The 13390-nt window shown below is 58.4% G+C and carries 15 protein-coding genes and 1 pseudogene; 6 read left to right on the plus strand and 10 right to left on the minus strand.

What is annotated here, in order from left to right:
• Positions 1–24: 24 nt before the first annotated feature.
• Positions 25–414 carry a YcfL family protein gene (locus tag CRO23_RS14785; RefSeq protein WP_016928175.1) on the minus strand — a complete coding sequence of 130 codons (390 nt, stop codon included), beginning with the start codon at positions 412–414 and terminating at the stop codon, positions 25–27.
• A gap of 11 nt (positions 415–425) precedes the next feature.
• Positions 426–776, minus strand: a complete 351-nt coding sequence (hinT, locus tag CRO23_RS14790; RefSeq protein WP_004928776.1) for a purine nucleoside phosphoramidase — start codon at positions 774–776, stop codon at positions 426–428.
• 221 nt (positions 777–997) lie between these two features.
• Here hinT and CRO23_RS14795 point away from each other — a divergent pair, with 221 nt between their 5' ends.
• Entirely contained in the window at positions 998–1903 is a 906-nt protein-coding gene (locus CRO23_RS14795) for an ABC transporter substrate-binding protein (RefSeq protein WP_016928176.1), read from the plus strand.
• On the opposite strand, the gene CRO23_RS14800 is transcribed toward CRO23_RS14795, so the two are convergent.
• The gene (locus tag CRO23_RS14800) at positions 1900–2277 is read right to left on the minus strand and encodes a winged helix-turn-helix transcriptional regulator (protein WP_075205923.1); all 378 of its coding nucleotides are present in this window, start codon (positions 2275–2277) and stop codon (positions 1900–1902) included. The two genes, CRO23_RS14795 and CRO23_RS14800, sit on opposite strands and share 4 nt — an antisense overlap.
• Before the next feature lie 99 nt (positions 2278–2376).
• Here CRO23_RS14800 and CRO23_RS14805 point away from each other — a divergent pair, with 99 nt between their 5' ends.
• Complete coding sequence (locus CRO23_RS14805; RefSeq protein ID WP_079449375.1) at positions 2377–3126, plus strand: SDR family oxidoreductase; 750 nt, start codon at positions 2377–2379, stop codon at positions 3124–3126.
• A 51-nt stretch (positions 3127–3177) separates the two neighbouring features.
• Here the strand turns inward: CRO23_RS14805 and CRO23_RS14810 are convergent, their stop codons facing one another.
• Entirely contained in the window at positions 3178–3696 is a 519-nt protein-coding gene (locus tag CRO23_RS14810; protein ID WP_097102360.1) for a YybH family protein, read from the minus strand.
• A gap of 157 nt (positions 3697–3853) precedes the next feature.
• Here CRO23_RS14810 and CRO23_RS14815 point away from each other — a divergent pair, with 157 nt between their 5' ends.
• Positions 3854–4759, plus strand: a complete 906-nt coding sequence (locus CRO23_RS14815) for a LysR family transcriptional regulator (protein ID WP_016928180.1) — start codon at positions 3854–3856, stop codon at positions 4757–4759.
• A gap of 9 nt (positions 4760–4768) precedes the next feature.
• Here CRO23_RS14815 and CRO23_RS14820 read toward each other — a convergent pair whose 3' ends face one another.
• The gene (locus CRO23_RS14820) at positions 4769–6073 is read right to left on the minus strand and encodes an Nramp family divalent metal transporter (protein ID WP_028128024.1); all 1305 of its coding nucleotides are present in this window, start codon (positions 6071–6073) and stop codon (positions 4769–4771) included.
• Between the two features lie 230 nt (positions 6074–6303).
• On the opposite strand from CRO23_RS14820, the gene mntR reads away from it, so the two are divergent.
• From mntR to CRO23_RS14840, 3 genes are all read left to right on the plus strand, one after another.
• Positions 6304–6774 carry a manganese-binding transcriptional regulator MntR gene (gene mntR / locus CRO23_RS14825; protein ID WP_016928182.1) on the plus strand — a complete coding sequence of 157 codons (471 nt, stop codon included), beginning with the start codon at positions 6304–6306 and terminating at the stop codon, positions 6772–6774.
• A gap of 14 nt (positions 6775–6788) precedes the next feature.
• Positions 6789–7154, plus strand: coding sequence for a DUF4180 domain-containing protein (locus CRO23_RS14830; protein ID WP_079449376.1), 366 nt, complete (start codon positions 6789–6791; stop codon positions 7152–7154).
• A 645-nt stretch (positions 7155–7799) separates the two neighbouring features.
• A complete protein-coding gene (locus CRO23_RS14840; RefSeq protein ID WP_071525972.1) occupies positions 7800–7979 on the plus strand; it encodes an ogr/Delta-like zinc finger family protein in 180 nt (59 codons plus the stop codon).
• Positions 7980–8155: 176 nt separating this feature from the next.
• Here the strand turns inward: CRO23_RS14840 and ptsG are convergent.
• From ptsG to mltG, 5 genes and pseudogenes are all read right to left on the minus strand, one after another.
• Positions 8156–9588 (minus strand): annotated as a pseudogene (gene ptsG / locus CRO23_RS14845) (PTS glucose transporter subunit IIBC).
• 342 nt (positions 9589–9930) lie between these two features.
• Positions 9931–10707 (minus strand): metal-dependent hydrolase, encoded by a 777-nt coding sequence (locus CRO23_RS14855; protein ID WP_033633350.1) that lies wholly within the window; start codon positions 10705–10707, stop codon positions 9931–9933.
• A 19-nt stretch (positions 10708–10726) separates the two neighbouring features.
• Positions 10727–11734 carry a DNA polymerase III subunit delta' gene (gene holB / locus CRO23_RS14860; RefSeq protein WP_033640744.1) on the minus strand — a complete coding sequence of 336 codons (1008 nt, stop codon included), beginning with the start codon at positions 11732–11734 and terminating at the stop codon, positions 10727–10729.
• On the minus strand, positions 11734–12372 hold the full coding sequence (gene tmk, locus CRO23_RS14865; protein ID WP_016928188.1) for a dTMP kinase: 639 nt from the start codon (positions 12370–12372) through the stop codon (positions 11734–11736). The genes holB and tmk overlap by 1 nt, the downstream gene beginning before the upstream one ends.
• Positions 12362–13387: an endolytic transglycosylase MltG gene (mltG, locus tag CRO23_RS14870; RefSeq protein WP_016928189.1), complete on the minus strand. Its 1026-nt coding sequence runs from the start codon at positions 13385–13387 to the stop codon at positions 12362–12364. The genes tmk and mltG overlap by 11 nt, the downstream gene beginning before the upstream one ends.
• Positions 13388–13390 lie beyond the last annotated feature (3 nt).

Raw genomic sequence — 13390 nt, forward strand, 5'->3', positions numbered from 1 at the left:
TTTTTCTCCAAACCTGGCAAGCGCTTACAGGTACAGATACAGACGCGCGCTTTTAGCGTCCAGATTGCCGTTAATCGAGTAGATTTTGGCGTCCGAGTTGGGCGCCACCACGATCTCGCGCGGTTTCTCGAAGGGGCGAATATCCAGCCCCTGCGCGTCGTACCAATAGAAACGGTAATGTACGGTCACCGGCGTCGGCTGACTGTTATTGAGCACCGAGGTTGCCATCACCCGCCCGGAAGCGTTCGAAATCGAGGGCGTATCGGCCAGAATGCCGGCAGTCAGCACCGAAGGATCCATCACCACCGTCTGCCCTTGGTTGACCGCGATGCCGGGCGGTGAGCTGCATCCCATCAACAACGCGGCGGGCAGCGCCAACGCCATCAGACCACGCAGAGTTTTTTTACCGCGCATGATTTCCTCGCTTAACGTGACAACAGCGGCCCCAGCGAGCGGCCACCGACCAGGTGCATATGAATATGATAGACCTCCTGACCGGCGTGGCGATTGCAGTTGACGATCAGGCGGTAGCCGTCCTCGGCGATGCCTTCCTGTTCGGCGATTTTCGCCGCGGCGGTGATCATGCGGCCCAACGCGGCCTCATGCTCCACGGTCACATCGTTGACGGTTGGGATCAGCACGTTGGGAACGATCAGCACATGGGTGGGCGCCTGGGGGGAGATGTCACGGAAAGCGGTGACCAGTTCATCCTGGTAAACCACATCAGCAGGGATTTCGCGGCGGATAATTTTACTGAAAATCGTTTCTTCGGCCATCTGGCGTTCCTTGTTTTACACAATTAGCTGTACGCAGTATGAGTGACAAATTCTACTGCTTTCAACCTGATTGCGCACTTTCCACGTCGAGTGCTGCAGATTCGCGCAGCCCGGCCCCCCGCTTGTGCATCTTTTCACTTTGGTTATTCACTATTGTTGCTTTACTTGCCCCGCGCCGCCGCCAATAGTAACCCCATGATTAACAAAGGATAGAGGGCGTTATGTTACCGAGGATTCCGGCGCTGTGCGCGCTGTTGCTGAGCGCCGCCGTGCAGGCGGCCCCGTCGGGCGGTATCGATCTGCAGGCTAATCGACAGCCGATACGCGCAGAGAAGAACCCCGCCGCTATCGCGCTGATTCCGGCGAACTTTCACTTCGCGGTGCCCGGCAAGCTGACGGTGGCGGTGGCATTCGAGAACTCCCCGCCGCTGGCGCTGTTCGCCGAAGACAATAAAACGCTGATCGGCAGCGATCCGGACATCGCCCGCCTGGTGGCCGACAGCCTCGGGCTGGAGCTGAATCTGGTGCCCACCTCCTGGGAAGATTGGCCGCTTGGCATCAGCGCGGGCAAATACGATGCGGCGATCTTCAACATCGCCGTCACCAAACAGCGTAAAACCAAATTCGACTTCGCCACTTACCGAGTGGACACGCTGGGCTTTTACGTCAAATCCACCAGCAACATCACCGCGATCAACCGGCCGCAGGACGTCGCCGGTCTGCGGATCATCGTCGGATCCGGCACCAATCAGGAAAACATTCTGCTGGGATGGGATAAGCAGAATCGCGCCGCCGGGCTGCCGCCGGTGCAGCCGATCTACGTGACCGACGACGCCGCCACCAACCTCAGCATTCAGTCCGGGCGCGCCGATGCGTTCTTCGGCCCCCACTCCACCGGCGCCTACAAGGCGGCGCTGACCGGCAAAACCAAAATGGTCGGCATCGGCCCCAACGTGGCCTATGTCGCGGTCACCACCAAAAAAGGCAACGGGTTGGTGAACGCCGTCAACGCCGCCATCAACGGCGTCATCGTCAGCGGTGAATACGCGCAGGTGCTGGAACGCTGGGGCGAAGGCGACGAAAAGGTCGAGCGCTCCGCCATCAATCCGCCGGGCATCGGCGACTAGCTGCCGATCAGCTGCGGCGCATGCCGACGCATCCACTCAGCCAGCGAGTCCAACGTTGGCCGCAGCGATTTGCCCAGCGCGGTGACCTGATACTCCACTCGCGGCGGCACTTCGGGAAACACCTGCCGCGTCACCAGACCGCGCTGTTCGAACAGCCGCAGCTGGCGCGTCAGCTCTTTTTGCGCAATGGGCGCCACCGCCCGCTGCAGCTCGCTGAATCGTACCGGGCCATCGATCATGATCAGCCGGTACAAGATCGGTATCGCCCATTTGCCCGACACCAGATTGACGAAGTCCACCATCGGGCAAGGTTCACCCGCCGTCGGCAACGCCGCCAAATTATTTTCCGCCGCTAAGGGCGCTTGCGTCGTCATTTCATCCCACCTCGTCCATTAGTATCCAAAAGGTGCCTACTATGCAAAAGTAACTATAGCGCAAATAATGCCGAAACTGACGCTAAAGAGGAATCGGTTATGTCACGACTGCAAGGCAAATACGCATTGATCACCGGCGGCACCAGCGGCATCGGGTTGGAAACCGCCCGCCAGTTCATCGCCGAGGGCGCTTTGGTTGCGATCACCGGCCGCAGCCAACGCGCCCTGGACGCGGCGGGCCAGGCATTGGCGGGCAACGCGCTGCTGCTGCTGAGCGACGCCGGCGACCTCCCACAACAGCGCGCGCTGGCGCAGCAGTTGGAGCAACGGTGGCCGCGGCTGGACGTGCTGTACGTTAACGCCGGCGATGTCACGCACCGCCCGCTGCAGGAATGGGATGAACAGAGCTACCAGCGGCTGATGGACATCAACCTCAAGGGACCGTTCTTTCTGATCCAGGCGCTGCTGCCGCTGCTGGCCAACCCTTCTTCGGTGATCCTGTGCGGTTCGGTCAGCGCCCATATCGGCCTGCCGCAGAGCAGCGCCTACGCCGCCAGCAAAGCCGGTTTGTTATCTTTGGCCAGAACGCTCTCCGGCGAGCTGCACGCACGCGGCATTCGCGTCAACGGCCTCAGCCCCGGCCCGACCGAAACCCCGGCGCTGGGTAAGCTGGGGCTGGCGGAAGCGGATGAGCAGGCATTGCGCGACGATATCCGCGCGCTGGTGCCGATCGGCCGCATGGGCAGCGCGCTGGAACTGGCCAAAGCGGCGGTGTTTCTGGCGGCGGACGAGTCGGCATTTATGGTCGGCGCGGAGCTGCAAATGGACGGCGGCGTGGGGAACCTGTAACCGCGCGCGACACCCTAAGAAGGCCGCTTGCGCGGCCTTTATCTGTCCTTATCAGCCCACCCCTTGAATCGGATTGGTATTAAAGGTGTAGACCACGATCTTCCATTGGCCCTGCTGTTTCTCCAATACAAATACTTCACGGTTTAAATCGATCAGGGTGGCGCCGTCGCTTATTCGGGTGACCGTTGCGCCGCGATGATGGTGCGTTCGCACATAGGCCATATTACCGTTCACGCTGACGCTGTCATAAGCAAACTCGGTTTCAAATTTCTCGTTTTTAAATAAGTTGTCATATTGTTGGCGGCGCTTTTCATTGCTGTCCGCCGTCGGTTTTTCATTCCATTGCGAGTAACTTTCTGGCGCAAAAAGTGACAAAATCGTTTGTGTGTCGCCGGCGTTAAGCGCTGTCTGGTAGCGGTTTATCAGCTCATACACCGCCTTCTGCTCTGCCGCGACGCCCGCCTCTGCGGAAACCCTGTAACGTTGCGCTACGGCCTCGCTGCTTGCGGCATAAGTTTGGCCGCACAAACCCGCGCCCGCCAATAACAATACGGCAGTTAACTTTTTCATATAAATATCCTCTTCGGCGTTATTTCATTATGGCAATAAGGATGCGATTTCAGATAAATAAAAGCGCTTAAAATAAATTATCCAATGCCGCGTTAAATTGACAGCTGGCATATTTAAAAATACTCTTTTAATAATTTAAATAATGGAAGCTGTTAACATGAACGAACTGCATGCGTTGCGCGTGTTCTGCCAGGTGGTGGAAATGGAGGGATTCAGCCAGGCGGCAACCAAAATGGGGCTCTCCCCAGCCAGCGTCACGTACAGCATCAATCAGCTTGAAAAACAGTTCGGGCAGTCCCTCTTCAAGCGTTCAACCCGGCGCTTCTCGCTGACCAGCGCCGGGGAGCGTTGCTATCGCACCGCGCAAGAGATACTGCGGCAGTTTGACCAGCTGAAAAACGACATGTCGGGTGACTTTGAACAACCGCGCGGACCGCTGCGGGTTGAGATAGCCTCAATGCTGAGCAGCATGCATATCGCCCCGGCGCTGCCGGCTTTTTTGGCGCAATACCCGGAGTTGCAGCTCAGCGTGTCGGTTAGCGATCGCTTGGTCAATCCGGCGGAAGATCGCGCCGACGTATTTATTCGCATCGGCGCCGGCGACATCCCCGAGATGGTCAGCCGTCAATTGCTGCAACCACGCTACCTGTGCTGTGCGTCGCCCGATTATTTTGCGCGCCATGGCCGGCCGGAACACCCGGAACAGCTGCAACAGCATCAGCGGCTGGGATTTATGCGTTCAGGCGCAGCGGCGGCGGACGACTGGCAGTTCATTCGCGGCGACGAACGCTACTCTCTGGCGCCCAGCCCGCTGCTGAGCTTCAACCATTCTCAATCGCTGTGCGAGGTGGCCAGGAATCACCTCGGCCTGGTTTACTTGCTGGATTGCACGCTGGAAAATTATCTGAAAACAGGGGAATTGGAGCCGATACTGCAGGAATGGGCGCCCACAGGGGCGCCGATCAATATTCTCTATCCGCGCCTGCGGGATCGCAGCCACAAAATTCGGGTCTTCGTCGACTTCATCAGCGAGCTGTTTACCGACAAATTCGCCAGGCCCTGAGCGCGCGCCTCACCCCAGTCCAGGGATATCGACGCCGAAAGTCTGCAGCAGCAACACCCCGTTGAGCAGCACGATCACCACCGTGCCGACCACCGCCGCCAGACTGGTCCAGCGGCCGTTGGCGAACTCGCCCATGATGTCGCGGCGACGGGTGAACATCACCAACGCGATCATCGGCGCCGGCAGCGCCAGGCTCAGCACCACCTGGCTGTAGACCAGCGCGTCGGTGGCGTTGACGCCCATCGCCACCACGATAAACGCCGGCACCATGGTGACCAGGCGGCGCACCCACACCGGGATACGGAAACCGACGAACCCCTGCATGATCATTTGTCCGGCCATGGTGCCCACCACCGAGCTGGAAATGCCGGAGGCGATCAGCGAAGCCAGGAAGATGCCGGCCGCCGCCGCGCCGAACAGCGGCGTCAGGGTATGGTAGGCAGTGCCAATTTCGGCCACGTCGCTGTTACCGGCGTGGAAGGCGCTCGAGGCCATGATCACCATCGCAATATTCACCAGCCCGGCAAGGGCCAGCGCGATCACCACTTCAATATTGGAAAAGCGCAGCAGCTTGCGCCGCTCGCCGTTGTCGCTGGCCGGGCTGCGGTGCTGGGTCAATCCCGAGTGCAGGAAAATGGCGTGCGGCATCACGGTGGCGCCGATAATGCCGACGGCGATGGTCAGCGCCTGGGCATCCGGCAACTGCGGCGTCACCATGCCGATGCCGGCCGCCTGCCAGTTCACCGGCACGATGAACATCTCCACCAGATAGCACAGCGCGATGATGCCCACCAGGCCGCCGATCATCAGCTCGACCGGGCGGAAACCTTTCTTTTCCACCATCAACAGCGCATAGGTGATCACCGCCGTCACCCCCATCCCCGCCAGCAGCGGCATATGGAACAGCAGCGCCAGCGCAATCGCCCCGCCGAGAAACTCCGCCAAATCGGTGGCCATCGCCGCCACTTCGCTGAGCAGCCACATGCCGATCACCACCGGCCGTGAAAACTGGTCGCGGCACATTTCCGCCAGATTGCGGTTGGTGACGATGCCCAGTTTGGCCGACAGCGCCTGAAACAGCATGGCGATCAGGTTGGCCATCACCACCACCCACAGCAGGCTGTAGCCGTATTTCGCCCCGGCCTGAATGTTGGTGGCGAAATTACCGGGGTCCATATAGGCGATCGAGGCAATCACCGCCGGGCCGGCGAACAGCAACGGCGTAAAGGCGCCGCGCTTGCGTCCGGCAAGGGCGGCGCCAATCGCAATGTTGGTCCGTTCGGTTAACGATGAGGGAGTAGCCGCGTCTCGCATGAAGTACCCTTAATCTTTTACTGGTTATTTTTCCACCGATCATGCTGACAATGTAGCATCGGCTACACTTTATGCAACAGGCGAAATTAATGGGCTTTGTGTAGAGATATTTCTAACTACCACAATGCGTGGCATCGAATTGATAATGTGTGCTATTTGGACTAACTTAGGGCAACCCTCCCCGCATTGCCGGGAGACGCCATTTTTATGCTTACAGGACGCCCCACGCTATGGTTACCCGCGCGCCAGATAACGCCGACCGCCACGCCCAGACCGACATGCCGGACGAGGCCGAGCACGCCCTGCGTTTTAGCCGCGCCCGCGAAGCGCAGTCCAATGCGCTGATCGAAGATTACGTTGAGCTGATCGCCGATTTGCTGCAAAGCACCCGCGAAGCCAGAACCACCGATATCGCGCGCCGCTTCGGCGTCTCTCACCCGACGGCGATCAAAAATATCGCGCGGCTCAAAAGCGCCGGGCTGGTGGAATCGCGCCCTTATCGCGGGGTGTTTCTAACCGAGGAAGGCGAGCAGCTGGCGCAGAAGGTGCGCCGCCGTCACCGCATCGTGGTCGATCTGCTGATGTGCCTCGGGGTGCCGAGCGAAACTGCCGAGCTGGACAGCGAAGGGATTGAACACCATATCTCGGACGAAACGCTGGCGGTGTTCGAGCATTACCTGCAAAAACATGCCAAACCCTGACTCCCGGAGCGCCGATGAGCTACGCCGTGCAGCAAGTCTACGATCTGTGCCTGGTGGTTTTCGCCGAAGCCGGGCCGATGTTGAAAGACGAAAACGACGTCAGCCTGTTTATCGCGCCCGCCTTTGAACACGAGGCCGGGATGATTGCCCTCCCCATCAACCGCCTCGACGCCACCTTTTTCCAGCTCAAAAGCGGCATTGCCGGCGCCGTATTGCAGAAATTCATCAACTACCACCTGCGCGTGACGCTGCTGGGCGATATCACCCCTTGGTTAGCGCAAAGCAACGCGCTGCAAGATTTCGTTCGCGAAGCCAATCGCGGCGAACAGGTCTGGTTCCTTCCTTCTCTCGCCGAACTCGAACAGCGCCTTGGCGCCTGACGGCAGGCAATAAAAAAGCCCTACTTGTATTAGCTCAAACTTGACAGTCAGAGTTGGATGAAAGTAAACACAAGGATTTTATTAATGGACGGTTTATTGATATTTACATTTAGAGACTTAGTTGCCTTTATGATCCCTGCTTTTATTGGAGTACTCATCTTCATTAGGAGGAGTAAACGGAACAAAGTCAGGGTAAACTGTCTTTTTCTTTGGCTTGTTTTAATAACAGGTTCTTTTGTGGAAATATGTACAACTATATACACAACATACTCCTACAGGCACAATCACCTATATAATAATGATAATTATACCACTACATTTAATTACGACCTTGCGAGCATTGTTTTTTCTGCAATTGTCATGCTTGTTTCTGTTGTGCTTTTTCTTCAGGAGTTACGTTTAAAAAAAAATGTTCATTGAAGTATGCCGACTTCCGGCACAGCGATTTCCTGTCCGATTAGGTTAAACCTCTGTGCCGAAACAATGCCAGATCAAATCTGAGCTAATCCCCCCACTCAAGGCTCTTTCTTCTCCTGTAGCACCGCCGGCACCGCCTATATCTGCCAGTATCAAGTACAGTCAGATCACGGAAAAGAAATTGTCGGTCATACTGTACCGCAATCATGCTTGTGAGTTCGTGGTGATATACGCCAATATCATCAGTGTCAGAATTTCGAATGCAGTATCACATTCACGACGCTAAACAGCGTTGAAAAGCTGGTAACAAAGCGCGGCCCGCGCGAAGAGCTACCGCCCGACTTTATCCCGCAAGACGCTTTCCCCACGTCTCACTATGGGCGTGATCAGCTCAACCTGTCACTGTGAATCGGCACCGCCTTTGAGCGGGGTTTTTTATCATCTGTTTTCATAGAGATGCTAGGCACAGAGCAAACCAGACGGGTAAAAATGTGGTCAACAAAAATACAAAACTTATATTTTTCAATGAAATAAAAAACAAAAAAGGGAGGCTTTCGCCTCCCTTGATAACTCCCCTGCCTGAATCAGTGATTACGGATGTATTCGTCCATATCGGTTTTCAGGTTGTCGGACTTGGTGCCGAAGATGGCCTGCACGCCGGAGCCAGCGACGACTACGCCGGCTGCGCCCAGCTTCTTCAGGCCCGCCTGGTCGACTTTGGACACGTCGGCCACGCTGACGCGCAGACGGGTGATACAAGCATCCAGGTTAGTGATGTTTTCTTTACCGCCGAAGGCCTGAACCAGCGCCGCGGACATTTCGGAACCGCCCTGCGCAGTCTGCTCGGCAGCGGTGTCTTCACGGCCCGGAGTTTTCAGATCCAGCTTGGCGATCAGCACGCGGAAGATGGTGTAGTACACCAGACCGTAGACGATGCCGACGATTGGGAACAGCCAGATTTTGCTGCTGTTGCCGCTCAGTACGATAAAGTCGATCAGGCCGTGCGAGAAGCTGGTGCCGTCACGCATGCCCAACAGGATGCAGATTGGGAACGCCAGACCGGCCAGGATAGCGTGGATCACGTACAGGATCGGCGCGACGAACATGAAGGAGAACTCGATCGGCTCGGTGATACCGGTCAGGAACGAGGTCAGCGCGGCGGAGATCATGATACCGCCGACTTTCGCGCGGTTTTCCGGCTTGGCCGAGTGCCAGATGGCGATGGCCGCAGCAGGCAGACCATACATTTTGAACAGGAAGCCGCCGGACAGTTTGCCCGCGGTTGGGTCACCCGCCATGTAGCGAGGGATGTCGCCGTGGAACACCTGGCCCGCCGCGTTGGTGAATTCACCGATTTGCATTTGGAACGGCACGTTCCAGATGTGGTGCAGACCGAACGGCACCAGAGCACGCTCAACCACGCCGTAAATGCCGAAGGCCACGACCGGGTTCTGATAAGCCGCCCACTGCGAGAAGGTCTGGATAGCCGTACCGATCGGCGGCCAGATGAAGGACAGCACTACGCCCAGAACGATCGCCGCCAGACCGGAAATGATCGGCACGAAACGCTTACCGGCAAAGAAGCCCAGGTATTCCGGCAGTTGAATGCGGAAGAAGCGGTTGAACATATAGGCCGCGATGGCGCCGGAGATAATCCCCCGAGCACGCCGGTATCCGCCAGGTGTTTGGCCGCAATCTCTTCAGCCGGCAGGTGCAGCACCAGCGGCGCAACCACCGCCATGGTTTTCACCATGATGCCGTAAGCTACCACCGCCGCCAGCGCGGAAACGCCGTCGTTGTTGGTGAAGCCCAAGGCGACGCCGATGGCGAAAATCAGCGGCATATTGGCGAAGACCGAACCGCCCGCTTCCGCCATCACGTGGGAGACTACCGCAGGTAGCCAGCTAAAGTTGGCGGAGCCGACGCCCAGCAGGATACCTGCGATAGGCAACACGGACACCGGCAGCATGAGCGATTTACCTACTTTTTGCAGGTTTGCAAATGCGTTCTTGAACATAGTTGAGTGTGCTCCTGAGTAATAATGCTTTGCTACTTCTTGTCGCGATGATTCGCGCTGCAAGGGGGGGAGAAAAACCCCTGCAATTCAGGGTGTCTGAGCACCCCTTGAATTTATTACGCAGAGTAAAATAAATAGCCTGCGCAATGTTTGATGACAATCACGTTTCGATGATCGAGCCGCGCAACTTTGCAAAAATCGGCGTTTTTTTGGCAAAACAGAGCAAAAAACGCGCGCCAACCACCTTGAAACGGGAGGGAACCTTACCCGTTTCAGTGATTAATTACGAGCTTAAAAAAAATTACGCAGACAATGACCTACAGCTATAGCCTAGGTCAAAGATCACAGATCGAGGTGAAATAAGCGTGAAAAGTTGGCGGTGGTGGCTTCGGCCAGTTGTTCCAGGCTAACGCCCTTCAATACCGCCATGTATTCAGCCACATCACGCACATAGGCGGGTTGGTTTTCTTTGCCGCGATGCGGCACCGGCGCCAGGTACGGCGAGTCGGTTTCCACCAAAATGCGATCCAGCGGCACATAACGCGCCACTTCGCGCAGCTGTTCGGCATTGCGGAAGGTGACGATACCGGAGAAAGAGATGTAGAAGCCCAGATCCAACAGGGCTTCGGCCGTGGCCAGATCTTCGGTGAAGCAGTGCAGCACGCCGCCGCAGTCCTGTGCATTCTCTTCACGCAGGATCGCCAGCGTGTCCGCGCGCGCATCGCGGGTGTGGACGATCACCGGCTTGTTCAGATCCCGGCCAATGCGGATATGTTCGCGGAAAGAGTCCTGCTGCAGCTCAAGGTTGTCTTTCTGGTAGAAGTAATCGAGCCCGGTCTCTCCCAGCGCCACCACCTGCTCCGCCGCCGCCAGGCGACGCAGTTCGGCGTAATCATAACCCTCTTCCAGATTGAGCGGATGCACCCCGCACGAGAAGGCCACGTCGTTGCGCTCGCCGATCAGTTCGGTCATGGAACGGTAACCCGGCAACGTGGTGGCGACCGCCAGCACATAGCCGACGTCGCGCGCTTTGGCCTTGGCCAGCGCGTCGTCCACATTCTGGTGCAGCGTCTGATAATCCAGACTGTCAAGGTGGCAATGAGAATCGACTAACAACATAATGTTTAACTCTTTAACTTTACAGCGAGTGAGGGTGGGAATAGCCGGCGGCGCCAAGCATCTGTTCCCAGCGAAGTAACTGTTCGGTCAGCAGCAGCTCGCGGTTGACGCCCACCACGCTGAGCAGCTGATGGCGGCAGTTCAACCACTGCTGCACGATCTGTTGCAGCGAGGCGCTGCTCAGCAGGCTGGCCAACTGATGCACCAGCGGCTGCTGATCCTGATTCAATACATAGTGATGCGCGCCCTGCTGCCACTTCATGGCGTCCACCAGCAGCGCGCACAGCCAGTGCAGGCGCTCGGCGACGTCTTCATGGTTCAGCGCCGGCAGCAGCGACAGCATATCGCGCTGCGGCAGCGCGGCGCTCAAGGCGGCACACAGCGCGCTGCGCTGCTGCCACTGCTGCGGCTGTAACAGCTGTTCGGCGGCCAGCGGCGCGCCGTCGTGCAGGCGCAGCGCCGTGAGGCGGTCCGTCTGAGAGCCGGCCGCCTGCCGGCTCAGCCACTGCAGGCTGAGTTGTTCATCCGGGCTGGCCAAATGCCAGTACAGGCAGCGGCTGCGCAACGTCGCCATCAGCCGCGACGGCTCACGGCAACCCAGCAGAAAATAGGTTTTCTCCGGCGGCTCTTCCAGCGTTTTCAACAGCGCGTTGGCCGCCGCCTCGGTCAGCTGTTCCGCCTGCGGCAGCCAAATCACCTTGGCGCCGCCCTGTTGAGCGTGAGCGTACAGCGTTTCAATCACCTGGCGAATCGGTTCGATACCCAGGCTGCTCTTGCCCTTTTCCGGCGCCAGCACATGATAATCCGGGTGGTTGCCCGCCAGCATCAGCCGGCAGCTGTGACACTCGCCACAGCTTTTTTCGCCGTTGCGCTGTTGGCAGATCAACCAGCGGCTCAAGCCGTAGGCCAGCGCATCGTCACCATTGCCCGCCGCCGCGTGCAGCAGCAGCGCATGATGGCCACGGCCCTCAGCGTACTGCCCAATCAGCTGGCGATAAGGGCCGTTCAGCCACGGGTACCAGTTCATTATGCGCCTTCCTGCTGCCGCAGCCAGTGGCCGACGCAGTCGCGGATCGCCGCGGTCACCTGCTCCAGCGGCTGGGCGGCGTCGACGGTGACGATGGTTTCATCCTGCGCCGCCAGCTCGAGATAGCGAGCGCGGGTGCGTTCGAAGAACGGCAGCGCCTCCTGTTCGATGCGATCCAACTGGCCGCGCGCCTGCGCGCGTTGCAGGCCGACCAGCGGCGGCAGATCGAGATAGACCGTCAAATCCGGGCGGAAATCCCCCAGCACGGTGTCGCGCAGCGAGGTCATCAACTGCGGATCCACACCGCGGCCGCCGCCCTGGTAAGCCTGTGAAGAGAGATCGTGGCGATCGCCCACCACCCAGGCGCCGCGCGCCAGGGCGGGTTTGATCACGGTTTCCACCAGCTGCACGCGCGCAGCGTACAGCATCAAGACTTCGGCCTTGATGGTCGGCAATTCGCCGTCGATGCCGCGCTTGAACAGATCGCGCAGCTTCTCCGCCAGCGGCGTGCCGCCGGGTTCACGGGTGAAGACGATATCGTTGATGCCATGTTCACGCAGCACATTGACCACCGTATCGCGCGCGGTGGTTTTGCCCGCGCCTTCCAGCCCTTCAATTACAACGAATTTACTTTTCATTCTTTTCCTTTAACGCCTGACGGTACACGCGCACCGCCTGGTTATGGCTCGCCAGATTGGTGGTGAAGGTATGCCCACCCTTGCCGTCGGCGACAAAATAGAGATATGGCGTTTTGGCCGGATTGGCGGCCGCCTGCAACGAGGCCTCACCCGGCATGGCGATCGGCGTTGGCGGCAGGCCGGCGATCACATAGGTGTTGTAAGGCGTCGGCGTCTCCAGATCCTTGCGTGTGATGTTGCCATTATAGCTTTCGCCCATGCCGTAGATCACCGTCGGATCGGTCTGCAGACGCATGCCGATGCGCAAGCGGTTGACGAACACCGACGCCACCTTGCTGCGCTCTTCCGGCACGGCGGTCTCTTTCTCGACGATCGAAGCCATGGTCAGCAGCTCTTCCGGCTTTTTGTACGGCAGGCTGGTGTCGCGGCCGGCCCAAGCGGCCTGCAGCGCTTTGTTCATGCGCACATGCGCGCGTTTGAGCAGCGCGATGTCGCTCATGCCGGCGGTATACTGATAGGTATCCGGGTACAAATGTCCTTCCGGGGTTTCTCCCGCAGGAATGCCGAGCGCAGCGGCGATCTCCGCTTCGCTCTTGCCCGCCAGGGTGTGTTTCAGGTATTTGGACTGCTGCAACACCTGCTGCCAGTCACGCAGGCGTGAGCCTTCGATAAAGCGTGCGGTGAACTGCGCCTCTTTGCCGCTGGCCAACAGTTTCAGCATCTGGCGCACCGTCATGCCCGGCGTGAACCGGTAGGTACCGGCTTTAAATTCCGCCAGCTCCGGCTCCAGCTTCAGCAGCCACTGGAACCAGCGGCCATTGTGCACCAATTTATCGCGTACCAGTAACCCTTCGAGCGCTACCCGGCCAGTGCCGGCCGGCAGTTTGAAGATGGTTTCTTGTTGGATAGCCAGTGGCGTATCGGCAAAGCGTTCGATCTTCTGGTAGCCCCAAAACAACAGCGCCAATACCAGAACAACAATAACAGACAGGACCTTCAGCTTTCTTTTCTTCATCAA

It is taken from the genome of Serratia sp. JKS296 (assembly GCF_900215445.1).
GTDB classification, from domain to species: domain Bacteria; phylum Pseudomonadota; class Gammaproteobacteria; order Enterobacterales; family Enterobacteriaceae; genus Serratia; species Serratia marcescens.